The following is a 25,663-nucleotide window of genomic DNA, read 5'->3' as shown; positions in this document are numbered from 1 at the left end:
TATGTATATGCAGGAACATAAAGAATACACATTATTGAAGTGAGGAATAATGACGAAGAAGAGTATTACTGTAAAGCATCTTACTGATTTGCAAAAGTCTACTAAGCATACTACTTACGCGCCACTATCCAAGAGTGTGTGCGCTGCGATGCTTGCCGGTGCAATGGTGCTTGGGGGGGGGGGGTATTCGTTTCTCCTGCGCCTGCGTATGCTGATGGTTATGTAGACGGCACTGGCAACAACATTTATTACGGTTTTAAAACTGACGCAAGTTATAGCGAGGCTCGTTTCCACATTGAGGTGGATTATTACGATACGCTTGCGCATGCTAAGGCGGGCGAGGAAAAAGGTAAAGACCCGCTTGGCAAGTTTGTTCGCGTTCATTATCTTTCTAATTGCAATAAGGACGGCGGCACAGCTGACGATTGGCGATTCCGCCCAATGTGGTGGTTTGGCGTTCCAAAAGGTTTGCAGAATGTTCAGGATATTACGTATACGCGCGTTGAAAAACTGACACAAAATGGGAAAAAGCAACCATTTACTCCAGCCGGTTCTTCGCAGTTTAAGTTTACGAATACTGATGGCTATAGCCAGGTCTCGCAGAAGAAATACAATAAGCCAGAAGAGTGGAACAACATTTCCAATTTCTACTTTAAGGATAGTAAAGTGCTCGCCAGCAAGGGCTGGAAGCAGCTGCTTGGCCTTAATGGTGGCAAATACGACACTGTCGGTAATACTGAAACTCAGTGGCAAGATTATCAGAATGAAACCGCAGGCTTGCAAGGCATTTTCGTTGACTGGGAGTCTGCAGGACAGCGCTTCTATGACATGACTTACGTTGGCGAAATGACCGATGACGCCTGGAAAAAGCGCGATGAGAATCCGCTTCGTTTTGCAGCGGGTGTTTATCGTTTTGCTGGAAATTGGCATTATGCAGTTGGTCAAAAGCATGATACGCCAAAGATTGCGGACCATTTGAAGCTTGTGTATCCAGAGGTTACGAAGGTTAAGAATCCTAGCAATGTAACTTCTACTGAGCAAGAGACAATTAAAGGGAAAATTGCAGACGCTAATAAGGATACTAAACACTACTCGGAATTAGTAGATAAAGTAGAAGTATCTGATAAGGGTGTTGCAACTATTACCTTTAAAGACAAGACGATTCGCACTATTCCTGCAAGTATTCTTGTTGCAAAAGATGAGACTGATAAAGATAAGTATAAGCCAGTCATGCCTGATCGCACGCCTGTGGTTAAGCCGTCTAAGTTGACCGATGAGGACAAAAAGACTGTTATTGCTGCGTTTAAGAAGGCGAACGCGAACAACAAGGGCTTTAATGATAATGTAAAAGCTGATCCTGATGGTATTAAGTTTGACGAAAAAGGTGAAAAGCTTGTTATTACCTACAAGGATGATTCAAAGCTTGAAATCCCTGCGTCTGAACTCGTGTATCAGGGAGCAACTATCGCTGATTGGGCACCTTACGTTGTGCCGGACACTATGGAAGTTGAGAATCTTAAGCAGCTTAAGCCAGAAGAAATAACCAAGATTGTCAATGCTTTTGATGCAGCCAACACTGGCATAACGCCGTATGATGAGGCAAAAACAGCTCATAACAATACAGCACCTGTAACAGTTAACCAAACAACTGGTGATGCGACCATCACCTGGAAAGATGGCTCTACAACAGTTATTGACGCATGGCAATTCCTTAAGGAAAAGAAAAAAACTCCTGCTCCTCAACCGCCTGTTCCGAAGCCAGCTGAAGAAAAGAAGACGTTTACAGTTGAGTTCTCTGATTCTAATAAGAAAGTTGTACCTAACTTTGATCCATTTAATGCTTCGTCTGCGAACGAAACAACTAAGAGTGCAGTTAAAGCTGTTAAAAAGCAGTTTACCGCGCTTAAGGCAAAGGATCCTGATGGGAAAGATGTAACTATTACTGACGTTGAGTTCGACTTCGATAACGGCAAAGTTATTTTTAAGGCTGGAGAAAGCTATAAAGATCAGTCTTATCCTATGCCTTTGCTGTTTAAGAAAGGTAGCACTGGTACCCAGAATCCTACGCAGCAGACTCCTACGAGCAAAACGTATACTGAATCTGACAACAACAAAAATACTTATACATATTTTGTTACTAAGACTCAAATTAGTGAAGCTAAAGTTTCTGATGTAACGGCTCAAGAAGCTGTTAAGGCATTAAAGCAGTTTGTTAAAGATAATTACACCGGATGGACTGAACAAGATTTAGAACATGTTACTAGTAATGTGGCTATTAGTACAAGCTGGAAGGCAAAAAAAGGCACAAAAAATCTTGAACCGTATAATAATGGTAATGGAAGAATTACATCAATTAGTGTAAATACAAATAACAATGGATTAACGGTTACTGGTTATCGTTATGCAGACCAGGAAGATGCTGAGATTGATGCGTCAACTGACGGCCCATTATTTACTATTTCAGCAAATGATTTGTACACTCCAAATAGCGGAAGCCAGACTCCTACGGATAACACTATTGATCAGTTGAAGACTCTTGCTAGGCAGCTTCGCGACCAGCGAAAGAATGCTGGAGAGTTAGCAGATGCCGATATAACTACTCTTAAAGCTACTGACACAGATATTAATGGCATGACTGATGAGAAAGCTCTTCGTGAACTTATCAAGAAGATTGCTGATTATCAGAAGCCAAAGCCAGTTGAGTATAAGTATAACTTTGAGAAGTTGACATTGGATCATGATGGTGATTTAACTGATGCTGATTACAAGAAGATTGTTGTAGAGCAGTTCTTGAAGAAGAACTATACGACGACTGACTGGTCAAATCTCGAGAATGCTTATTCTAAGAGTGCTACTGTTCTTTCTGGCAGCAATGCAAACACGTATGGCTTAACTCCTGTTGCAAGTGGAACATCCGGCTTGAATATTTACACTGGGGATAGGCAAGCAGGTGGTGTGACGAGTGTAGTTGTTGATTCAAATACCGGAGATTTGGTTGTTCGTGGCTGGAAAGCAGGTACTACCAGCGCTAATGCGGAAGAACTGATTCGTATTAAGAAAGCTGATTTGTTTACTCCTAAGTCTAAGGATCAAAACCCAGCTCTAACTCCTGAGCAACTCCAGCAGATGAAGGATGATGCGAAGAAGATTATTGATAAGAATCCTTATCTGACTCCTGATCAGAAGAAGAAGTTCAAGAGCGATATTGATAATGCTACCGATCAGCCTGGTATTCAAAAGATCCTGAATGATGCTAAGAATCAGGGTAATACTAACAAGACTGATCCTAACGTTCAGCAAATCATCAACAAGAACAAGAATGGTGGCGACGAAAAGGATAAGCACGAGCTTGATGCCGCTAAAGAAGCTGCCAAGAAAGCAATCGAAGCTCTTACTCATTTGTCAAATGAAGAAAAGACGGAGTTTAAGAATAAGCTTAATGGTGAAAACGTTAAGACTCCTGCAGACGTCCAGAAGATTGTTGATGCTGCAAAGCTAGCAGATGAGCTTAAGGGCGCTAAGGATGAAGCACAAAAAGCAAAGTTTGTGTTCCTCGACCACGGTAAGGGTGGAGATGCTGATTCGTCTGATCCAAATCACAATGAGGACGCTGCTCTAAATGAGTTGCTCGGCGGAACTCCTGGTAAAGATTCAACCCTCGCTGCTTTGGAAACCGCTCTTGCAAAGAAGGATCCTGCTGCTACTGCAAAAGAGATTAAGACTGCTCTTGATGCAGCCAAGCGCCAGAACGCAATTAACGAGCAGAATGCCAAGAATGCTGGTATTGCGAAGCTTGATGCGCTTTTGCAGGAGATTACAAGCGCTGAGTCTTCGTTAACTGATGCTCAAAAAACGGAGGAAGTTAAAACAAAGATTTCAGCTGCTAAGGACGCCATTACTAAGGCAAAAAACACAGTCAATGCGGCAACCAAACCTTCTCAGATTAAGGATGCGTTGAATATTGATGCAACTATCAAGGCTGCAAAAGATGCAATCAACACTCAGGTGACTAACGCGCAGAAGACAAGTGCTAGTGATCCAAGTCAAACACAAAATGGAAAACTTGGCGAGGAAAAGAAGAAAGCTGAGGAAGAAATTGACAATATTCCTGGCTTGACTAAAGACGAAAAAGATAAGTATAAGGAGCAGATTGATGATTCTACTCATTCCGGCGATCCTGAAGCAATAGTCAATCAGGCTAAGAAGCACAAGAAGATTGAAGATGCTCTAAAGAAGCTTGATGAGTTCAAGCATCTTAATGATGCGCAGCGTGATGCTTTCAAGAAGATTATTGAAGATACTGATGCACATAATCACACGGATGAGAACGGTAAGGATCTTGGCATAGATGATATCGATGTTGCGCTCGCTAACGCTGCAAACACCGATAATGCTATGGCTCGTCTTGAAGAGTTGAAGAAGACGGCTGATGATTTCTCCAACGGAAATACATACAAGAATTTCGCCGATAAAACTAAGAAAGATGCGTTTGACGCCGCTTACAAAGCTGCTAAGGATGTTCTTGATAAGGCCGATGGCGACGCCAAGAATGCGGATCAGGTTAATGAGCTGTACAATGACCTTCTTAAGGCAATGCGCGCTATCAATCCTGATGCTAAGAGTGCTGGTCTTAAGACTGATGCTCTCGCTGCTGAGATTAAGTCCGATAAGACCTACAAGCCAAGCGAAACCGATCCTAAGACTCCAGGCAATTCTGTTTACAACACTTCTTCTGCAGAAAAGAAGGCTGCGTTCGATACAGCTTTGAGCGAGGCTGAAACAGCTTTGAAGACTGCTGAAGATACTAAGAATCCTGGTGCCAAGAAGATGAGTGCTGAAGAGGAAGCAACTGCTCAGCAGGCTGTTGACGACGCTCTTGACAAGCTTATTAAGGCTCGCCTTGCTTTGGATGGCGTTGACACCAAGCCGTTGCAAGATGAGATTGATAAGGACAGCAATGTTAAGAACTCAGATAAGTATACGTATGCTACTACTACGGATAAGAAGACTGCGTTTGATAAGGCTCTTAAGGATGCTCAGGATCTTATCAAGAATTTGACTACTCCTAGCGCTGATGGTACTACACCTAACTACGGTGAAATCACATTGGACACCAAGGATAATAAGCAGAAGGCTTTGGATGATGCTCTTGCAAAGCTTAAGGCAGCTGAAGCGGCTCTTGACGGCCATGCTCCAACGCCAGCGCCTTCTGTTGATAAGTCTCACTTGCAGCAGGGTATTAATGGTAGTGGTGATGTGAAGAAGTCGGATGATTATAATAATGCTCCTTCGGATAAGAAGCAGGCTTATGATCACGCTTTGGATCACGCTAACGAAGTGAACAATAATCCGAATGCAACTCAGGATCAGGTAAATCAGGCTACTGAGGATTTGAAGAAGGCTGAGAATGATTTGAAGCCGGCTCCAACTCCTTCAGTTGATAAGAGTGGTTTGCAAAAGGAAATTGGCAACGAGCCTAATGTGAAGAATTCGGATGAGTACAATAATGCTCCTTCGGATAAGAAGCAGGCTTATGATCACGCTTTGGATCACGCTAACGAAGTGAACAATAATCCGAATGCAACTCAAGATCAGGTGAATCAGGCTGCTGAGGATTTGAAGAAGGCTGAGCATGATTTGAAGCCAGCTCCAACTCCTTCTGTTGATAAGAGTGGTTTGCAAAAGGAAATTGGCAATGAGCCTAATGTGAAGAAGTCGGATGATTATAATAATGCTCCTTCGGATAAGAAGCAGGCTTATGATCACGCTTTGGATCACGCTAACGAAGTGAATAAGGATCCGAATGCAACTCAGGATCAGGTGAATCAGGCTGCTGAGGATTTGAAGAATGCTCAGAAGGATTTGCATGATTCTGCTACTGTTGATAAGTCTCACTTGCAGTCGGAGGTTAGCGACGATGTTGCTTTCCGTGCTCGTGGATCGTATCTTGTTGCAGATGCTCCTCATAAGGATGCGTATAATGCGGCGCTTTCTGAGGCTCGTCGTGTGCTTGCTGATCCTAATGCAACTCAGGCTCAGGTGAATGCTGCTTTGTCTAAGCTTCGTGAGGCTAAGCGTAATATTCTTCAAGCTAATGGTTTGAGTGGTGACGAGTATGCTGGCGACGGCAACACTGGAACTGGTAACACTGGTTCTGAAACCGGAACCGGTAATGCTGGAACCGGTGCTGTGCCTGGTGGTTCTAGTGTTGTTCCTGGTACGGTTCCTGGTTCTGGTGACTTTGGTTTCGGTTCTACTGGTACGAGTAACGCTGGTACGAGTAATACTGGCACGAATAACTCTGGTGTTGCTGGTAGTGGTCATGAGGGTGATACTTCGCTTGGGTTTGGTGTGAATGATAATGCGCCTACTACTGTAGATAAGGGTGAGTTGAACCTTCAGATTCAGGGTGCTGAGTCTGATTCGCAGTCTGCAAACGCTGGTAATGCTGGTGTAAATTCCGGTAACGCTGGTTCTAACAACGCTGCAAACGCTGGTAATGCTGGTGCTAACAACACTGCGAACGCTAATAACGCTGGTGCAAATGCCGGTAATGCTGGTGCTAACAACGCTGCGAACGCTGGTAACGCTGGTGCAAACGCTGGTAACGCTGGTGCTAACGCTGCTGCTAACAATAACGCTGCTGTGACTGCTGCAGTTGAGAATAATCCTGCTGTAAAGCAGGCTGATGCTCAGGTTGCTGCGGCTCAGGCGGCTCTTGACTCTGCTTTGGCTGAGGCTAAGAAGGTTGCGGCTGATCATAATGCAACTCAGGCTCAGGTTGATGCTGCTAAGCGTAAGCTTGCGGATGCCCGTAAGAATCTTGCGGATGCTCAAGCTCATGCGGCTCAGGTTCGTGCTTCTGTGCGCGCTCAGGTGCTGAAGAGTGGTAAAGTTGCTCAGCTTAGTAATACTGGTAGCGCAGTGTCTGCGTTGAGTACGTTTGCTGCAACAATAGCTGCTGCTGGTGCTGCACTCTTCGTGAGCAAGCGCCGCGGAACCTCCCGCCACTGCAGCAAGTAAGCTATGTAGCTAATCTGCTTAACTAATCACTGAGCTTAAGCAGATTAGCTAATAAATTAAGTCATGCCCTCGCCTTTATATTTACTCCAGTAGGTGAGGGCATTTTTATATCTAAAAACGGACTCAAGCGTTTCAACTCAAGCGTTTAGAGTAGTCGCTAACGTATGGGAAAATTACGAATATGACTACAGTTATTATGCATACTTCTGAAGGCGATATTAAAATCAACCTGTTTGATACCAAAGCGCCTGAAACAGTAAAGAATTTCGTTGGCCTCGCCACCGGTGAGCGCGAATGGATCGACCCATTTAGAGGAAAGCCTTCTCATGAGCCATTTTACGATGGTCTTACATTCCACCGCATTATTAAGGACTTCATGATTCAGGGCGGCTGCCCGCTTGGTAATGGAACTGGCGGACCTGGCTACGAGTTTGACGATGAGATTGATCCGTCACTAAAGTTTAATAAGCCTTATTTGCTAGCTATGGCGAATGCTGGTAAGCGTCGCGGCCGTGACGGTCTTTTGCATGGCACTAACGGCTCGCAGTTCTTCATCACAACCGTTCCAACTCCTTGGCTTGACGGTCATCACACGATTTTCGGCGAGGTTGCGGACGATGAGTCGAAAGCTGTGGTAGATAAGCTCGAGTCGGTTGCAACAGATCGCTCTGATGCTCCTCTTGAGCCTGTTGGCATTATTTCTGTTGAAGTTTTGTGAATCTTAAACGCTGCCTTTATTACAATCCGATATTTTCGTTACTCTTGTGTAAAGAAAATATCGGATTTTTGCGTAAAACCGACAATTTATTTACGACGGTGTATAGAAATTGTCGGAATCTCGCCAAATAGCGATAGAAACTTTACAGTCGTGTAAAGAAAGTAACGGTTTAGTAGTAAATAAAAAAGCGAGTTTTGCAGTAAACGAACATTTACTACAGAACTCGCTTTATCTAAATTAACCTTCTTCGATTATTATTTGTTGCAAGTATTATTTATTAAATCGCGATTGCGTTACTTCGCATATATGCGTTTTGAGCTTGCGATTCCGCACTTACGATTCCGCACTTACGATTCTGCACACACGCAAGCGCCCACGCTACGCAATCACACGCGCTACTCTTTCACGCTTTGGTACAACGACGAACCAGATTCCTGGAACTTCTTGCTCATCTCTTTCATACCGTCGGCAATTGCCTGGCTACGCGCTTCCTCAACAAGCTGTTCCTGTTGAGCGGCGCCGCCAAAACGCTTACGAATATTCTGAGAAATAGCCATGGAGCAGAACTTTGGTCCGCACATCGAGCAGAAGTGCGCCATTTTTGCAGGCTCTGCAGGAAGCGTTTCGTCGTGGAATGCGATTGCAGTATCCGGATCGTAGCTTAAGTTAAACTGATCTAACCAACGGAACTCAAAGCGCGCCTTACTAATAGCGTTATCGCGATCCATAGCATGCGGATGATGCTTAGCAAGATCAGCCGCGTGGCAAGCAATCTTATACGCAATCACGCCCTGCTTCACGTCATCCTTATTCGGCAATCCCAAATGCTCTTTAGGAGTTACGTAGCAAAGCATTGCAGTACCGTAGCGTGCAATCTCTACGCCGCCAATTGCGGAAGTAATATGATCATAGCCCGGGGCAGTATCGGTAGTTAAAGGACCAAGCGTATAGAATGGAGCGTTCTGGCAAATCGCCTTTTCCATCTCAATATTCATGCGCACAGTGTCGAATGGCACGTGTCCTGGACCTTCAATCATTACTTGCACATCATGTTGCCAAGCAATCTTCGTAAGCTCGCCAAGCGTCATAAGCTCGGAAAGCTGAGCTGCGTCGTTAGCATCAGCCAAGCTACCTGGACGCAAACCGTCACCCAAAGAGAAAGCAACATCATACTTTGCGAAAATCTCGCATAACTCTTCAAAGTGCGTGTAAAGGAAACTTTCTTGATGATGCTGTAGGCACCACTCTGCCATAATCGAGCCGCCGCGTGACACAATACCTGTTACGCGGTTTGCGGTAAGCGGCACGTAGCGAAGTAGCACGCCAGCGTGAATAGTCATGTAGTCAACGCCCTGCTCGCACTGCTCAATAACCGTGTCTCGGAACAGCTCCCAGCTAAGCTTAGAAGCATCATCCTCAACCTTTTCCAAAGCCTGGTACATTGGTACGGTTCCAATTGGCACAGGGGAGTTACGTAAAATCCATTCGCGAGTCGTGTGAATATCGTTACCGGTGGAAAGATCCATCACGGTATCAGCACCCCACTTCGTGGCCCACGTAAGCTTTTCTACTTCTTCGTCGATAGACGACGTAACAGCAGAATTGCCCATGTTTGCGTTGAGCTTCGTTAAGAAGCGAGAACCAATAATCATAGGTTCAGCTTCCGGATGGTTAATATTGCAAGGAATTACAGCGCGTCCGGCTGCAACTTCTTCGCGAACCAGCTCCACGTCACAATTTTCGCGAGTAGCAACATATTGCATTTCTGGAGTTACGATTCCGTGGCGAGCGTACCACATTTGCGTAATCGGATGATCCGCACCCTTCATTGGCTTATGCGTGCGACCACGCCATTCCTTAGAAGCCTTACCGCGCTTAATAGCGCGCTTGCCATCGTCTTGGAGATTACGCCTGCGTCCTTCATACTCTACAACATCACCGCGGTCGCGAATCCAATCGAGACGAAGTGGAGCTAAACCTTCTTTAGGATCGCACTTTGGACCTTCCGTATTGTAGTCCTTAAAAGGCGGGTTAGGTCCCACGCCTGGAGTATCCGAAAGCTTAATTTCCGTGTACGGAACCTCCAAATCGTAGGAACCGTACTCGTATTCAAAATGAACAGGAGTTGTTTTGCGAATATGCGCCTTGTCTCGCTGAGTGCAACCGCGAGCCGCAATATCAACACGTTGTTGCTTAGCTAATTTTGCTGCATCTTTTGCTTCTTTAGCGTTAATAAACGTCGGCTTCTTTTCTTCAGATGGTTTTGAAGACTTTTCTTCTGTATTTTCCGCTACGATTACGCGTTTAGCGTAACCATGTTTTACTTCACCCCGTACAGCTTTCCAACGTTCAACAAATTCACGCATAGTGGATTCTGGTGTTTCTGAAGCATAAAGCGGCTCGGAAACGAAGAAGCCCGCAGCTTTAGTTCCTGCGATCATAGACACATCGTCAAGTTGCGTTTTGCCACCAACCAAAACCGGAAAATCACTCGCAGAGCAAATCGTATTAATTTTTGCTTCGTCAAGCGTAGTATGATTTGCTTCCAATTCGTAGGAGGCAGTAGTATTTTCGCATCCTTCTTCAGGATTGTGCATGGCAGTTACGCAAATATAATCAATGCAACCATCCGGAAGCTCATTAATAACTTTGACTAAACTTTCGGTTTCAACAGACAAGCCAATAATAGCGTCCTCTCCAAGCAAAGCACGTGCTTCTCGAGGTTCCATATCGCTTTGGGCAAGGTGAATGCCGTCAACTTTGATACTTTGATTTCTAGCTTGCCAAGCAACGTCAACTCGCTCGTCAATAACAAACGTTACGGAATCGCACTTATTGTTATCTTCAATAATTTGAGCGATATCGCGAGCAATAGTTGTAATTTCCTTAGCGTTTTCATTGTTGCAATGCAGGCGAACAAGTGTCGCTCCAGCGCGTAAAGCGTCGTCAACAATATCTGTAAGTGGTCGATTATTACAAGCTTGTGGGTCTGCAATAAAGCAGGCGTTTATATTGAATTGGTCACGCATCGAGGCATACGGATAATTCGAGGTCATATGAGAATCATTGCTCCCTACGTTGTATTAACTAACAGGTTCTAAGGGTCAGGTTTTCGCCTATCTCAGCCTTCTTACGAAAGCTCCCCTGCAAAAAATGAATCGTTGGCTAGTTTACACGATTATATGACCTTAACAAGTTACGGTATGTTGTGAAATTCAGCGCTCGTGGTGATTAATGTAGCTGGAAATAAAATCTCCCAAACTTTGCACGATTTGCACGAGAATAATGCAGAGTACCACGGCCACAGCCATTACATCGTACTGGTAACGCTGGTAGCCGTAACGAATAGCAATATCGCCAAGACCGCCTGCGCCTACGGTTCCAGCCATTGCGGAGAAACCAAAAAGCGTAATAAAGGTAAGAGCAGCTCCACGAATAAGCGAAGGTAACGCTTCCCACAACAATACTTTGCGCACAATCTGCAATTTACTAGCGCCAAAGCTTTGTGCGGCCTCAATTAAGCTTCCGTCAACTTCTGCCAACGACTGTTCGACAATACGAGCAACGAATGGGGCAGCGGTAACAACCAGCGGCACAATAGCACCCGGAACACCAAGGGAAGTGCCAACAATCAGGCGAGTGAACGGAATTAAAGCTACGAGCAAAATAATAAATGGTATCGAACGCACAATATTAACTATCCAACCAAGAACAGCATTCAACGGCGCATTTGGGCAAATACCTTTCTTGCCGGAAGTAATCAGCAACACGCCAATAGGAAGGCCAATAACGTATGCCAACACTGTTGCGATTGAAGTCATAACTAAAGTATCGAGCACGCCTTCAACCAGCAAATCACCGTATTCGCTCGTAAATTGTGTAACAGCTTCCAACATATTATTTCACCTCATTCGTAAGCGTATGAGCAGCAGCAGGCTTTTTACGATGATTTTCTTGCTTTTCGTCTGCAATAAGCGTGCGCAAAATATCACTTTGTGGATTCGCAAATAATTCTGTGGTATCGCCTAACTCCACAATATGACCGCCGTCAATCATCGCGACGCGATCGCAAATATTTCGAGCTACAGCAAGAGAGTGCGTAATAATAACTAGCGTTACGTTAAGCTCACGGTTAATTCGGCGCAATAAGTCGAGGATTTGCGCAGTAGTAGTGGAGTCAAGTGCGCTAGTTGCTTCATCACACAGCATAATTGACGGATTGTTGGCTAATGCTCGAGCGATAGCAACACGCTGCTGCTGACCGCCGGAAAGTTGGATTGGGTAGCGGTTGGCGAGATCCTTCAAACCAACTAAATCAAGCAAATAGTGTGCGCGCTTTTCACGTTCCGCCTTGTCAACATGGTTAAGCTCAAGTGGAAATGTGACGTTTTGCAATACTGTACGCTGCTGGAAAAGACTAAAGTTTTGGAAAATCATGCCAATATTGGCACGCACCTGAGCAAGTTCACGATCTTTTACTCCGGTAATATCTTTGCCATCAATCACAATGCTGCCGGAAGTAGGTCGTTCAAGCAGATTCATGCAACGCACTAATGAAGATTTTCCCGCGCCTGAAGAGCCGAGAATACCAAATACTTCGCCCGGCTCAATGGTGAGATTAATGTCGTGTAATGCTTCATGTGCGTCGCTACCTTTGCCGTAGCTTTTATGAAGATGTTCAATCTGAATCATGCTGTTCCTTAACAGATATGCTTCCTCGACGATGTATATGTTACGTATACTACACGTCAACGCTGAATCAACGTTGAACTTAACGCTGAATCCAAACTGTGCAATACGACATAACTTAATGTGCGCCTATAAAATAATGCCGCAAGGTATACACGATGCGGCATTAATGGCTACAAGGTAAGTGTAGATTTAGAACACAGGCAGTACCGCACCCTTATACGTTTTCGTAATATAATCGCGAACTGCACTCGTCTTCAAAGCCTTAAGTAACGCCTTAATCTTGGCGAGTTTTTCCGAACCCTTTTTCACTACAATAATATTTTCGTAAGTTTTAGCGGCAATGCCACCAACCTTTTCTGAAGTAAGCGGATCTTTAATTGGGTTAAAACCAGCCTGAATAGCATAGTTGCCGTTCATAGCAGCAAGATCCACATCCTTAATGGCTGTAGGAACTGTAGCTGCCTCAAGCTCCTTAAACTTCAAATTCTTTGGATTACTCGTAATATCTTTCACGGTAGCGTTAACGTCTTTTGGATTCTTCAACTTGAGCAAACCCGCATCCTGAAGCAACAGAAGTGCGCGAGCTTCGTTCGTTGGATCATTTGGTACGGCAACGGTTGCACCATCAGCTAAAGCCTTAATCGTCTTAGTCTTTCCTGGGTACAATCCGAAAGGCTCAAAATGAATTCCGCCTATCGAAATAAGATGCGTTCCCTTTTCCTTGTTGAAGTTATCGAGATAAGGCAAGTGCTGGTAGTAGTTTGCGTCAACTTCACCTTCTTCAGTAGCGGTGTTTGGTTGCACGTAATCGGTAAATTCCTTAACTACCAGCTTGTAACCCTCTTTTTGCAAAATCGGTTTCACAACCTTATTGAGAATTTCCGCGTGTGGAGTAGGAGTTGCAGCGATAGTAATGGTGGTGTCGTTCTGCTTGGCTGCGTTTTTGTTAGCACTTCCGCATCCGCTCAAAGCAAAGGTTGTCAGTGCTGCCAGTGCAGTGAGTGAAGCAATAACTTTAATGTTGCGCATGGTTCCTACTCCTTTTTGTGAAATTCGTTGAAAGTTAATCCCCTTCGCGAGTAACGAATTATCAATATAGGCGAGAAAAATTAATAATTCTACACTTTGCTTATTAGTATTATTTATGACGTGTTAGTAATGCGCGGGTTGTCGGCAAAGTTCGCGAAAAAATAAGTAAAATAAGTAAAATAAGTGTTGTAACAAAGTAGTGCAGTGTGTTGTTGAGTTGCGTAGTTTCAGATATTGCGTTTGCTGTTTCGTTTGCTGTTACGTTTGCTGTTGCGTCCGCTATTACGCCCAGCTATTACACTATAAAATATGAGTTTTTTGCGATTGGCTTTAGCACAGGTAGATACCTGCGTGGGGAATATTGACAACAACGTTGCGAAAGTAGTGCAATATACGGCGCGAGCACAGCAGTCGGGCGCTCGCGTAGTCGTGTTTCCTGAAATGACTTTAACTGGTTACCCTATTGAAGATCTTGCGTTGCGCGGCACATTTCGTACCGCTGCTCAGCAGGCAGTAGATACTCTTGCGGCTCGACTTGTGAATGAAGGCTTGGGGGAGCTTTACGTAGTAGTTGGAACGGTAGGTTTTGACGAGTCATCTGGGAAGCCACGCAACCGACTACTTGTATTGCATGAAGGTAAGTCCGTTTTGCAATACGATAAACATTTTTTGCCAAACTATGGCGTTTTTGACGAGTTTCGTATTTTCTCTTCCGGAAACAAGTGCGAAATTTTGGAAGTTGACGGATTGCGTTTAGGTTTCGCAATCTGTGAAGATATTTGGCAAGACGGTGGTCCTGTAGCTAAACTCGCAAAACTTGGAATTAACGCGTTAATCACCATGAATGGCTCCCCATACGAGGAGGGTAAAACGCATGTGCGGCTTAATTTAGCCCAAAAGCGCGCGGCTGAAGTTAATGCGCCTGTTGTATACGTGAACCAAGTTGGCGGTCAGGATGATTTAGTATTCGACGGCGGAAGTTTTGTTGTAGATGCGGACGGAACTTTGCTTGAGCGCTCGCCAATGTTTGCTGAAGATTTGTCTTTTGTAGATTTTGATAGCTCGATTAAAAAGCAGAAAGTTTCGAGTATTGCGCCAAAACTTGATGCGGATGAGGAAGTGTATTGCGCGTGCGTTGTGGGACTTCGAGATTATATGCGCAAGAACGGTTTTAAGGGTGTGTGCTTAGGTCTTTCTGGCGGTATTGATTCAGCTCTTGTGGCAACCATGGCAGCGGACGCGTGTGGGGGAGCAAACGTGTATGGCATTTCTATGCCAAGCATGTACTCGTCGGACGGTTCTAAAGATGACGCGCGCGATTTAGCAGAGCGCATTGGTGCGCATTACGATGTGCAACCTATTGAACCACTTTTCAATGCTTTCCAATCGCAACTTTCCTTAGAAGGAGTTGCTGCGGAGAACTTGCAGGCTCGCGTACGTGGCGTAATCGTAATGGCTTACTCGAATTCGCGCGGAGTTTTGGCGCTCGCAACCGGCAATAAGTCAGAGCTTGCTTGCGGATATTCAACTATATACGGCGATGCAGTAGGAGGGTATGCTCCTATTAAGGATTTGCTTAAGACGCGCGTGTGGGCGCTTTCTCGTTGGAGGAATCGTGCTGCAGGCGATGGGGTTGGCGTCGGCATGTTGTCAATTGTCGGTTTTGAAGATTCTGCGAAAGTAGAAGCTCCGCAAGATGGTGTATTAATTCCGGTTAATTCTATTATTAAGCCGCCTAGTGCGGAGTTGCGTCCGGGGCAGAAGGATTCGGATTCTTTGCCTGAGTACGAGTTGCTCGATCGCGTTTTGCAGGCTCATATTGAGCTTGCGCATGGTAGAGCTGATTTGCTTGCTGACGGTTTTGATGCTCATACGGTTGATACTGTTATGCGTTTGGTTGATCGCGCTGAATGGAAGCGCAGGCAGTATCCGCTCGGTCCAAAAGTAAGTGCTATTGCGTTTGGTAGGGATCGCAGAATGCCGGTTACCACCGCTTTTCGTGAATAATTGCGTTAAGTAAAGTTGTGATACGAAGAAGCGTCAGTTTGTTATTTTGCAGACTGGCGCTTTATTTTAAGTAAGGAATGCTTCTAAAATGTGACGCAATTCACTCTTAATTTTGTGAAACACGACGTGTACTGTTGCGTTCATGTTTTACCATAGTTAAGTAAGGCAGCGTGAAGATGCGTTGCGATTATAAAAGGAGTTTAAAAATGACATCAGTTGATGCTTCCGTTCTCAGTGACGAGGATCTTCGCACCAAGGCTTGGGACGGTTTCACTGACGGCAATTGGAAAAAAGATATTGACGTTCGTGACTTCATCGTAAAGAACTACACTCCATACGAAGGTGACGAAAGCTTCTTAGCTAATGCTACTGAGAAGACGAAGCACATGTGGAAGTATCTTGACGATAACTACTTGGCTGTTGAACGTGAGCGCCGTGTGTATGACGTGGAAACGCATATTCCAGCAGGCATTGACGCTATGCCAGCAGGTTATATTGAAAGCCCAGAAGTAGATAATGTTATCGTTGGTTTGCAGACTGATGAGCCTTGCAAGCGCGCTATGATGCCAAACGGTGGTTGGCGCATGGTTGAGCAGGCTATTAAGGAAGCTGGTAAGGAAGTAGATCCTGAAGTTAAGAAGATTTTTACCGTTTACCGCAAGACGCATAACGATGGCGTATTTGGTGTTTATACCAAGAATATTAAGATTGCTCGCCATAATAAGATTCTGACCGGTTTGCCGGATGCTTACGGCCGTGGTCGTATTATTGGTGATTATCGTCGCGTGGCTCTTTATGGCGTTAACATGCTTATTGAGTTCAAGAAGCGCGATAAGGATTCGATTCCATACCGCAACGATTTCACCGAGACTGAGATTGAGCATTGGATTCGTTTCCGCGAAGAGCATGACGAGCAGATTAAGGCTTTGAAGCAGCTTATTAACTTGGGTAACGAGTACGGTTTGGACTTGACTCGTCCAGCTCAGACCGCTAAGGAAGCCGTACAGTGGACTTACATGGGTTATCTTGCATCCGTTAAGAGCCAGGACGGCGCTGCAATGAGCTTCGGTCGCGTTTCTGCATTCTTTGATTGCTACTTTGAGCGCGATTTGAAGGCCGGTTTAATTAACGAAACTGACGCTCAGGAAATTATTGATGCCCTTGTTATGAAGCTTCGTATTGTACGCTTCTTGCGCACGAAGGATTACGACGCAATCTTCTCGGGTGATCCTTACTGGGCAACCTGGTCCGATGCAGGCTTTAGCGAGGATGGTCGCACTTTCGTAACCAAGACTTCCTTCCGCTTGCTCAACACTTTGACTCTTGAACATCTTGGACCGGGTCCTGAACCAAATATCACCATTTTCTGGGATCCAAAGCTTCCAGAAGCCTACAAGCGTTTCTGCTCCCGTATTTCTATCGACACTTCTGCAATCCAGTACGAGTCCGATAAAGACATTCGTGAGCACTGGGGTGATGACGCTGCTATTGCTTGCTGCGTTTCCCCAATGCGCGTCGGTAAGCAAATGCAGTTCTTTGCTGCTCGTGTGAACTCCGCAAAGGCTTTGCTTTACGCTATTAACGGTGGTCGCGACGAGATGACCGGCATGCAGGTTATCGATAAGGGCGTTATTGAGCCGGTTCGTCCAGAAGCTGACGGTACTCTCGATTACGAGAAGGTTAAGGCTAACTACGAGAAGGCTTTGGAATGGCTTTCCGAAACCTATATTGAAGCTTTGAATATCATCCACTACATGCACGATAAGTACGCTTACGAGTCCATTGAAATGGCTTTGCATGATAGGGAAGTTTATCGTACGCTTGGTTGCGGCATGTCTGGCTTGTCTATTGCTGCAGATTCCTTAGCTGCTTTGAAGTATGCGAAGGTTTATCCAATCTACAACAAGGATGCTAAGACCACCGAAGGCCACGAGTACGAGTACATTGAGGGCGCAGATGACGATTTGGTAGTTGGCTACAAGACGGTTGGCGAGTTCCCAATTTATGGTAACGACGACGATCGCGCCGACGACTTGGCTAAGTGGGTTGTAAGCACGGTTATGGGTCAGGTAAAGCGTTTGCCTGTGTACCGTAATGCTGTTCCAACGCAGTCCATCTTGACCATCACTTCTAACGTTGAGTATGGCAAGAACACTGGTTCCTTCCCATCCGGACACAAGAAGGGCACTCCTTACGCTCCAGGCGCTAACCCAGAAAACGGTATGGATTCTCACGGCATGCTTCCATCTATGTTCTCTGTTGGCAAGATTGATTACGACGATGCTCTCGACGGCATTTCGCTTACGAACACCATTACTCCTGACGGTTTGGGTCGTGACGAAGACGAGCGCATTAACAACTTGGTTGGTATTTTGGATGCTGGCAACGGCCATGGCTTGTACCACGCAAACATCAACGTTTTGCGCAAGGAACAGCTTGAAGATGCTGTTGAGCACCCAGAAAAGTACCCGCATTTGACGGTCCGAGTTTCCGGCTACGCAGTGAACTTCGTAAAGCTCACTAAGGAGCAGCAGCTCGACGTTATTTCTCGTACATTCCACCAGGGTTCAGTATCTGACTGATTTGGTTGATTGTTAGACATCGCCGGGAGCGAGTATTAGTTTCGCTCCCGGCTTTGCTCATTATTCATACAGTAGTTTGGAGGGCAGCTCAATGGTTGAAAATACAGCGTTTCGCACTACAACACAGCACATGTTGAAGGAGTCGAAAGAGTATGCCCGTCAAACATTAATGGGTGGTCTTTCTGGTTTTGAATCCCCAATTGGATTGGATCGCAAAGATCGCCTGATAGCGCTTAAAACAGGCGATATTGGGTTCGTGCATTCATGGGATATTAATACTTCTGTCGACGGTCCGGGAACTCGTATGACAGTGTTTATGAGTGGTTGCCCGCTTCGTTGCCAGTACTGCCAGAATCCTGATACTTGGAAAATGCGCGACGGTAAGCCGGTCTACTTGGATGCGATGATTAAAAAAGTTGATCGCTACCAAAGTCTGTTCAAAGCAACAGGCGGCGGAATCACTTTTTCTGGCGGCGAATCCATGATGCAACCAGCTTTTGTATCTAGAGTTTTTCGTGCAGCTAAGGAAATGGGCGTGCACACGTGCCTAGACACTTCCGGCTTTTTGAATCGCAATTATACGGATGAAATGATTGACGATATCGATCTTTGCTTGCTAGACGTTAAATCCGGCACTGAAGAAACATATAAAAAAGTTACCGGCGGCTTGCTTCAGCCAACTATTGACTTTGGTCAGCGATTGGCGAAGGCTGGTAAGAAGATTTGGGTGCGTTTTGTGCTTGTTCCAGGTTTGACTGACAGCGAAGAAAACGTTGAAAAAGTTGCCGAGATTTGCGATTCGTTTGGGGATGCTGTTGAGCATATTGACGTGCTTGGCTTCCATCAACTAGGCCGCCCAAAGTGGCATGAGCTTAGGATTCCGTACCCTCTTGAGAATCAAAAAGGACCTTCTAAAGCGCTTAAAGAGAGAGTTGTAAATCAGTTCAAAGACCACGGTTTTGTAGTGTATTAAATCTAAATATGCGCATTGAATTGTCGAAGTGCTTAAATTATATCGCTCTGTAAGTTGTAATAATTCTGTTAAGAGCGTATTTTTCTATATTTACATTTTTTTTGTTTATGATAGAATCTCATCAATATTCAATATTGCATAGGCAAAGGAGCTTATCGTGGAGAAGTTGAAGGAATTGAAGAAATATTGTACTTGGAATCGTGCGCATACTGTGGCTTTGGTTGCTGTGATTGTTTCGCTTATTTTTTATGTGACTGTTCTTGCTTCCGCTCCTTACGCATTGGTGCATAGTAGTCATTTAAGTGTTTCAGTTGCGTGTGGTCCAGCAGTTTTACTTGTTGTAATATTTTTTGTTATTCAATCGTTATTTGCTATGCTGCGTTCCAGAAGCTTAACGTTGCCGATAATCACATCGATATTAAGCGTGTTATGTGGCATACTTTTCGACATTTTTCTTGCGTCTTATCCTTATGCAGGCAGTAATCTTTCTTTCGGCTTGTTAATACTTGCGCTTCTAATTATTGCTTTTGGCGGAATTATTGGTACTTGGGTTGGTTACGCTTTTGGATATTACGTGTTGGATGCTGTTAAAGAGTATTGCTTGAGTAAAACAGATTTTATGAAAGAAGATAGTTGGATTTCTAAGCATAATATTCTTGCTGGTTGCTGGTTTACTTTAGTTATTGGTTATATTGCTTCTACAGTACTCGTGCTATTGAGCGAAGGCATTGGCATTATGATTTCGCTTATGATATTCCCATTCTTGCTTATGGCTGGAGTGTCCGTGTGCGCTGGAATGGCTGGCAAAGGCGGATGGATTGTGGTACTTGTAGGTATTATTTATGACGCGCTTTTAGTGTATTTTGCAGTACCTCTGCATTTGCTCGGTTTACCTTGTGGTTCTAAAAATGTAGCCGAGAATGTGTGCTTTAGTCTTGGCTCAATATCGTTAAGATTCTTCTATTTGGACGCATCATATTTCCTTACTGCAATGCTTCCAACCTTAGTTATAAGCGTATTAGGTTTTGCGATTACTCGAGGAATACTATTGTTGCGTAAATCTCGTAATTAGAATATCCGGTTGCGTTACTCGCTGTAGCAATGTGCAAACTATGTGTGTAATATTACGTATAGTTTTAAGTGCATGTGTTTGCTAAGCGTACAATCAGGAGGCTTTCTTGAACGAGGAACCAAAGCTTTTAAAAGAGCCGCGAGAAGGAGTTCCAGAAGTCATTGACACGCTTGAAGCATACAAAGAATATTGCAGTTTACTAGCAGCAGGAACGGGACCTTTGGCTGCGGACGCTGAGCGAGCTTCCGGTTTTCGTTATAGTCATGAAGATTGGCTGATTCAATTTAAGCGCAAAGGTGCGGGCATTGGTTTGCTTGACCCTGTAGCGCTTGCAAAGCTTGGTGTTGATTGGCATGAGTTTAACGAGGCAGTAGGGGATGCGCCTTGGATTATTCACGATTCGATGCAGGATTTGCCGGGATTTTTTGATATTGGTTTGCGCCCGCGTGCTTTATTTGATACTGAGATTGCGGCTAAACTGCTTGGAAGAAAACGATTCGGTTTAAGTTCGGTAACTGAATATTATTTAGGGCTTACCCTCGCAAAAGAACATTCCGCAGCGGACTGGTCTTATCGTCCACTTCCTAGAGATTGGCGAAATTACGCGGCTTTAGACGTTGAATTACTTATCGAATTAGAAGAAGTCATGCGTGCGGAACTAAAGAAACAAGGTAAACTTTCTTGGGCGGAGGAAGAATTTGCGCACTTACTTAACAAGGGAGCGCAAAAGAAAGCACCGCATCCGCGTCCGTGGTTGAGAATATCTCATATAAGCGTTCTTATGCACGATCGCGTTGGTTTAATTATTGCAAAAGCATTGTGGCAAGAGCGTGACGCTTTAGCTCGCCAATACGATATTGCGCCTACACTGCTACTTTCTGACGCTGCAATTATTGAAGCTGGAAAACGCAAGCCGCGCAATGCTCGTGCGTTTCGTGCAATTCGCGTGTTGAACGAGCGAGTGCGTATACATACCGGCAGTGAACAAGACAAAATGTTCGAACGCTACGCTCCAATTCAGCGTAAAATTAAGCCGTCTCTTTGGAAAAATGTTATTGAAAAAGCGCTTGACTATGCTCAAACTGGCGAAACTGCTATGAGTGATGTAACGACGGTGCTTCCAAACGGCACAGTGTGTGCTGGTGCGCGAGAATCGCACGAATCGCACCGGTCAAATAAGACTCTTAGCTGCGAATCTGATGACGTACAGAACCTACAGGATGCGCAAACTGCGCCGCGTTCCATGCGCTATTGGAAAGAGCATCATCCTACTCGTTATGAACAGTTGCAGCGTGTTCGTTCTACTCTTGCCAAGATTGCTGAAGATACGCGTACGCCGGTAGAAGTGATTATTAAACCACAGATTATTCGCAATTTATGTTGGATTGAGAATATTCGTGAAGTTGATATTTCTGAGTTTCTATTAGAGCAGGGTGCGCGTCCGTGGCAGGCGTCGCTTATAGCTGAGTCCGTAACTCGCGCTATCATGTAACGGTTGTGCCATACGGCAGAAGGTAGAAAACGTAATTTCAGGAGCGCAAGCGTGAAAATCAGCGTCAGGAATCTTGAGCCAACTAAGGTTAAGCTCACCATTACCGCAGATCTCGAAGAGTTCAACCCATTCTTGGACGAGGCTCGTAAAGAGATTGCAAAGCAAATTAATGTGCCAGGTTTCCGTAAGGGTCATGTGCCAGGCAAGATTGTAGATCAGCGCGTCGGTTTTGCAGCTGTTGCCGGTGAAGCCGTCAATTCCGCTGTACCAGAGTTCTATTCAAAGGCTTTGGAAGAAAAGAAGATTCGCCCAATGGATCAGCCAGAATTTGACGTGCAGGAAGTGCCAACGTCAACTGACGAGGACGCCAAGCTTAAGTTTGTTGTCACCGTTGAGCGTCGTCCAGAGTTCAAGCTGAACAAGTTCAAGGGCGTTGAAATTGAGGTCGCGAAGCCAGAAGTTTCTGACAAGGACGTGGAAGCCCGTTTGGAGAATCTTCGTCAGCGTTTTGCTACCTTAGTTGGCGTTGATCGTCCAGCTGCCAAGGGTGATTACACCAATATTGATTTGGAAGCCCGCATTAACGATGAAGTGGTTGACGCACAAGAAGGCGTAAGCTATGAAATCGGTTCTGGCGTGTTGCTCGATGGCTTGGATGAGGCTTTGGATAGCCTTTCTGCAGGCGAAGAGACTACTTTTGAAGGTACTCTCGAATCCGGCAAGCATAAGGGTGAGAAGGCTCAGATTAAGGTTAAGGTTAATTCCGTAAAGACTCAGGAATTGCCGGAGCTTAACGACGATTTCGCTCAGGAAGCCTCTGAGTTTGATACTTTGGATGAGCTTAAAGCTGATGTTCGCAAGGCTTGCGAGCAGGCTGCCGAAGGTCGTCAGGCTACTAACGCTCGTGATGCTTTCATTGCTAAGCTTCAGGAAGATGTTGAGATTCCAGTTCCAAAGGGTGTTTTTGAAAAGGCTGTTGCCGAGCATTTGAAGGGTATGACTCCAGATCCTGAGAAGGCTACGAAGGAACAGAAGGAAGAAGCCGAGAAGTCTGCTGAGAAGGAGCTTCGCGATCAGATGGTGCTTGATGCTTTGGCTGAGAGCCTTGATGTCTCCGTTTCTCAGGAAGACGTAAGCAACTTCTTAGTTTCTGTTGCTCAGCAGTACGGTATGAATCCAAACCAGTTCATCAGTGCAATTATCAACAATGGTCAGCTTGGTTCTGCTGTTCAGGAAGTCGCTCGTTCTAAGGGTCTTCTTGCCGGTATGCGCGCTGTTAAGTTTGTTTCTGGCGGTGAGCCTGTCGACTTGAGCGCTTTCTTGAGCGACGAAGACGAGTCTGAGGACGAAAGCGTCGAGGCTGCTTCTAAGGCTGCTGCCGTTGCTGACGAGCTTGCTAACAAGTAAGTGATAGCTGCGTTTATTTCGTAACGATTGTAATCGTAACGAATTTAATCGTAACGACTTTAAGTAAGACCTAGCGGAATTATTCTATTCTGCTGGGTCTTAATTATATTTATCTTACGGTTGGCTGCGCAAATTAATTTGTAGGGATATTAGTGTGGTAGAGATTTGAGATTTTTCGCGCTGAGCGAAGACGGACGTCAGAGCCGTAGGCTACTGACAAGTCGAGCGAAGAAGAAAAATCGAAAAATCTCGGCGATAGACACGGTTATTAACGATTAGCACGCAGAGTTTGGGGGATTTCTCTACGAAAACTAAAAGAGGACTGAGGCGCATTGACTTGCCGGAGCGCTTAAAGCGTAGCGCGCGTAGGCACTTCAATGCGGAAACTCGCTTAAGTTGGAAGTCCGGGGGACTTCCAACGCGAGTTTCTCAAGCGAGCGTAGTAAAACGCGAGCGTCTCATTACGAACGCTTAAGAACAGAGCGACTGAAGGACGGGACGTTTGAGGAGAGAAATCCCCTCAAACTCGCGCCACACCAAACAAGAACTTAACTAATTGTGGAAAATATTAAGAATTGCGAGAAGTTATGGATAGTAGCGATGAAACGAAGGCTGAATCTTGTTACAGATTTGGCAGGTTACTTAATTTCGCAATTCGAGTAGCGCGTTTTGCTGCAGCTTCTGTAGTTCTTGGACTTCTTACCGGCTTAGGCGCAACAGTTCTTACGCTTACTTTTTACGCAGTACAATATCTTGCTTTTGGCTCAATCGAATCTGCTAAAAATACTGTATTTTCAGGGCTTCCGTGGTATCGCTACGTACTATCTACAACGATTGCTATGACTATTGCTGCAGTAGCGTGGTATTTGTTGCGTAAAAGAGAGAATCCGCCTCGTATTGTCACAATTCCGCAAGCTGTTAACGGAAATAGCATGCCAATTTTTTCTACTATCGCACACGTTTTGCTGCAAATCGGCATTGTTGGTTCTGGAATTTCAATCGGCAGGGAAGTAGCTCCGCGAGAATTAGCTGCAATGATTGCTCAGCATTACAGCAGTATTTTTCACTTGTCTGATAAAACACAGCGCATACTAGTTGCGTCTGCTGCAGGTGCTGGTTTGGCTGCAGTGTATCACGCGCCTTTAGCTGGCACCGTGCTTTCGTTAGGCCTGCTTAATAAAACTCAGGGCGTTGGTTTTTACGCGTGGCTAAATCGCGAAAATGGTTCTGTAGTAGCTAATGTAGTTAAAAATATTGCGCGTTCTGAGCGTTTGTATTGCTTGCCTTTTGCTCTTGTTATGAATTATATTTCGGCGTTTGTTGTTGAATTTTTACTGCATCATTCTAGCTACTACAATATTCCGCAATTTTCTTGCGATATTTCTTGGCAAATTTGCGCTTTAGCTGTTGCTGTTGGTGCAGTGTGCGGCTTAATTGGTTACGTTTTTCGCTTGGGTATTATTTGGTGCCGCACTCATGCTTTGCGTGGCATGCAAATGCTTTGTTTGATGCCTGTAGCAGGCTTAATTATTGGTATTGCAGCTTGCTGGTTTCCGCATATTATGGGGAATGGTAGGTCGCTTTCTCAGCTTGCGTTTTCTGTATCTAGTTTTCCATTTGTGGCAGCTGTTCCGAATATTATGAAAATTTTGCTGATTCTTGCAATAATGAAAATGGTTGTTACTTTTCTTGTTTTGCGATATGGAGCTTCCGGCGGCGTTCTGCAGCCGAGTATTTCAACTGGCGCTTGCTTTGGCGCGATTTTATACACTGCTTTCTCCTCAACTTTTGATATTTCGCAAGTTTCTGCAATTTCTGTAGCTATTATTGGTGCTGCTTCTTTACTTGCGTCTTCCAGAAAAGCTCCAATTATGGCGTGGCTTTTAGTTGCTGAATTAGTAAACGCACAGTTTGAGTTACTTTTTCTTATGCTATTTGCTGTGATTGTATCTAGTTGTGTAGCTAATTGTATTGAGTACTTTATTTCGCATTTTTGCTTTACAGTCACGCACACACGATAATCTAGGAATACTTAAGTTTATGGTAAGGAGATAAGGTGACTGAGTTTTTTACAGCTTCTCCTGTTATGGAACAGGCTGAAGCACCGTCCCCAACTGATTCTATTTTTAATCGGTTATTAAAAGATCGCATTATTTGGTTGGGATCTGAAGTAAAAGATGAGAATGCCAATGTTATTTGCGCGCAAATGTTGATGCTTGCCGCAGAAGATCCTAAGAAGGATATTTGGCTGTATATTAATTCACCTGGCGGTTCTATTACGGCAGGCATGGCGATTTACGATACTATGCAGTTGATTGAACCAGATGTTGCAACTATTGCTGTTGGCATGGCTGCTTCTATGGGTCAGTTCTTGCTCAGTTCTGGCACTCCTGGTAAGCGTTTTATTACGTCGCATGCTCGCGTGCTTATGCACCAGCCTTCTGGTGGTGTTGGCGGTACGGCTACGGATGTTCGCATTAATGCTGAACTGATTATGGATATGAAGAAAACGCTTTCTGAATTGACTGCAAAGCAGACTGGTCATACTGTTGAGGAAATTTATCGAGATAACGAATATGATCACTGGTTTACAGCGCAGCAAGCGTTGGAGTATGGTTTCGTAGACAAGATTGTGACCACTCCTGCTTCTATGCGCGGTGAGGAGTAA

Annotated in this window: 14 protein-coding genes and 1 riboswitch; of the genes, 10 read left to right on the top strand and 4 right to left on the bottom strand. The window is 44.9% G+C overall.

The annotated features are described in order from the left end of the window. Window positions 1-138: 138 nt before the first annotated feature. Together HXT56_RS03255 and HXT56_RS03250 are read left to right on the top strand one after the other, a co-directional pair. A complete protein-coding gene (locus tag HXT56_RS03255) occupies window positions 139-7,023 on the top strand; it encodes a GA module (protein WP_421778438.1) in 6,885 nt (2,294 codons plus the stop codon). Window positions 7,024-7,204: 181 nt separating this feature from the next. Continuing rightward, window positions 7,205-7,741: a peptidylprolyl isomerase gene (locus HXT56_RS03250; RefSeq protein WP_421778437.1), complete on the top strand. Its 537-nt coding sequence runs from the start codon at window positions 7,205-7,207 to the stop codon at window positions 7,739-7,741. Between the two features lie 395 nt (window positions 7,742-8,136). Here the strand turns inward: HXT56_RS03250 and thiC are convergent, their stop codons facing one another. From thiC to HXT56_RS03230, 4 genes are all read right to left on the bottom strand, one after another. Next, window positions 8,137-10,797 (bottom strand): phosphomethylpyrimidine synthase ThiC, encoded by a 2,661-nt coding sequence (gene thiC / locus HXT56_RS03245; RefSeq protein ID WP_421778436.1) that lies wholly within the window; start codon window positions 10,795-10,797, stop codon window positions 8,137-8,139. Next, window positions 10,795-10,897: riboswitch (TPP riboswitch) on the bottom strand. Its footprint overlaps the gene before it by 3 nt. A 59-nt stretch (window positions 10,898-10,956) precedes the next feature. Next, window positions 10,957-11,637 (bottom strand): methionine ABC transporter permease, encoded by a 681-nt coding sequence (locus HXT56_RS03240; protein ID WP_421778435.1) that lies wholly within the window; start codon window positions 11,635-11,637, stop codon window positions 10,957-10,959. A 1-nt stretch (window position 11,638) separates the two neighbouring features. Then, window positions 11,639-12,433, bottom strand: a complete 795-nt coding sequence (locus tag HXT56_RS03235) for a methionine ABC transporter ATP-binding protein (protein ID WP_116711824.1) — start codon at window positions 12,431-12,433, stop codon at window positions 11,639-11,641. A 189-nt stretch (window positions 12,434-12,622) separates the two neighbouring features. After that, window positions 12,623-13,462: a MetQ/NlpA family ABC transporter substrate-binding protein gene (locus HXT56_RS03230; protein WP_421778434.1), complete on the bottom strand. Its 840-nt coding sequence runs from the start codon at window positions 13,460-13,462 to the stop codon at window positions 12,623-12,625. A gap of 309 nt (window positions 13,463-13,771) precedes the next feature. Here HXT56_RS03230 and HXT56_RS03225 point away from each other — a divergent pair, with 309 nt between their 5' ends. The 8 genes from HXT56_RS03225 (at window position 13,772) to HXT56_RS03190 (ending at window position 25,663) form a co-directional block, all read left to right on the top strand. Continuing rightward, on the top strand, window positions 13,772-15,469 hold the full coding sequence (locus HXT56_RS03225; protein WP_421778433.1) for an NAD+ synthase: 1,698 nt from the start codon (window positions 13,772-13,774) through the stop codon (window positions 15,467-15,469). A 206-nt stretch (window positions 15,470-15,675) separates the two neighbouring features. Next, window positions 15,676-18,051 carry a formate C-acetyltransferase gene (pflB, locus tag HXT56_RS03220; RefSeq protein ID WP_116711821.1) on the top strand — a complete coding sequence of 792 codons (2,376 nt, stop codon included), beginning with the start codon at window positions 15,676-15,678 and terminating at the stop codon, window positions 18,049-18,051. A 91-nt stretch (window positions 18,052-18,142) separates the two neighbouring features. Next, the gene (gene pflA / locus HXT56_RS03215; protein ID WP_116711820.1) at window positions 18,143-19,024 is read left to right on the top strand and encodes a pyruvate formate-lyase-activating protein; all 882 of its coding nucleotides are present in this window, start codon (window positions 18,143-18,145) and stop codon (window positions 19,022-19,024) included. A gap of 157 nt (window positions 19,025-19,181) precedes the next feature. Further along, the gene (locus HXT56_RS03210) at window positions 19,182-20,096 is read left to right on the top strand and encodes a hypothetical protein (RefSeq protein ID WP_421778432.1); all 915 of its coding nucleotides are present in this window, start codon (window positions 19,182-19,184) and stop codon (window positions 20,094-20,096) included. Between the two features lie 106 nt (window positions 20,097-20,202). Then, on the top strand, window positions 20,203-21,588 hold the full coding sequence (locus HXT56_RS03205; protein WP_421778431.1) for an HRDC domain-containing protein: 1,386 nt from the start codon (window positions 20,203-20,205) through the stop codon (window positions 21,586-21,588). A 51-nt stretch (window positions 21,589-21,639) separates the two neighbouring features. Continuing rightward, window positions 21,640-22,995, top strand: coding sequence for a trigger factor (gene tig, locus HXT56_RS03200; RefSeq protein WP_421778430.1), 1,356 nt, complete (start codon window positions 21,640-21,642; stop codon window positions 22,993-22,995). A 587-nt stretch (window positions 22,996-23,582) separates the two neighbouring features. After that, the gene (locus HXT56_RS03195; protein ID WP_421778429.1) at window positions 23,583-25,016 is read left to right on the top strand and encodes a chloride channel protein; all 1,434 of its coding nucleotides are present in this window, start codon (window positions 23,583-23,585) and stop codon (window positions 25,014-25,016) included. 35 nt (window positions 25,017-25,051) lie between these two features. Then, window positions 25,052-25,663 carry an ATP-dependent Clp protease proteolytic subunit gene (locus tag HXT56_RS03190; protein WP_284346605.1) on the top strand — a complete coding sequence of 204 codons (612 nt, stop codon included), beginning with the start codon at window positions 25,052-25,054 and terminating at the stop codon, window positions 25,661-25,663.

The organism is Gardnerella nova (assembly GCF_049244055.1).
GTDB classification, from domain to species: Bacteria; Actinomycetota; Actinomycetes; order Actinomycetales; family Bifidobacteriaceae; genus Bifidobacterium; species Bifidobacterium vaginale_H.
This window is presented reverse-complemented; position numbering and strand designations above follow the sequence as displayed.

Bases quoted from the DNA above. Each gene is read 5' to 3' on its own strand.
- HXT56_RS03250 (WP_421778437.1), top strand. From the start codon at position 7,205: ATGACTACAGTTATTATGCATACTTCTGAAGGCGATATTAAAATCAAC.
- thiC (WP_421778436.1), bottom strand. From the start codon at position 10,797: ATGACCTCGAATTATCCGTATGCCTCGATGCGTGACCAATTCAATATA.
- HXT56_RS03240 (WP_421778435.1), bottom strand. From the start codon at position 11,637: ATGTTGGAAGCTGTTACACAATTTACGAGCGAATACGGTGATTTGCTG.
- HXT56_RS03235 (WP_116711824.1), bottom strand. From the start codon at position 12,433: ATGATTCAGATTGAACATCTTCATAAAAGCTACGGCAAAGGTAGCGAC.
- HXT56_RS03230 (WP_421778434.1), bottom strand. From the start codon at position 13,462: ATGCGCAACATTAAAGTTATTGCTTCACTCACTGCACTGGCAGCACTG.
- HXT56_RS03225 (WP_421778433.1), top strand. From the start codon at position 13,772: ATGAGTTTTTTGCGATTGGCTTTAGCACAGGTAGATACCTGCGTGGGG.
- pflB (WP_116711821.1), top strand. From the start codon at position 15,676: ATGACATCAGTTGATGCTTCCGTTCTCAGTGACGAGGATCTTCGCACC.
- pflA (WP_116711820.1), top strand. From the start codon at position 18,143: ATGGTTGAAAATACAGCGTTTCGCACTACAACACAGCACATGTTGAAG.
- HXT56_RS03195 (WP_421778429.1), top strand. From the start codon at position 23,583: ATGGATAGTAGCGATGAAACGAAGGCTGAATCTTGTTACAGATTTGGC.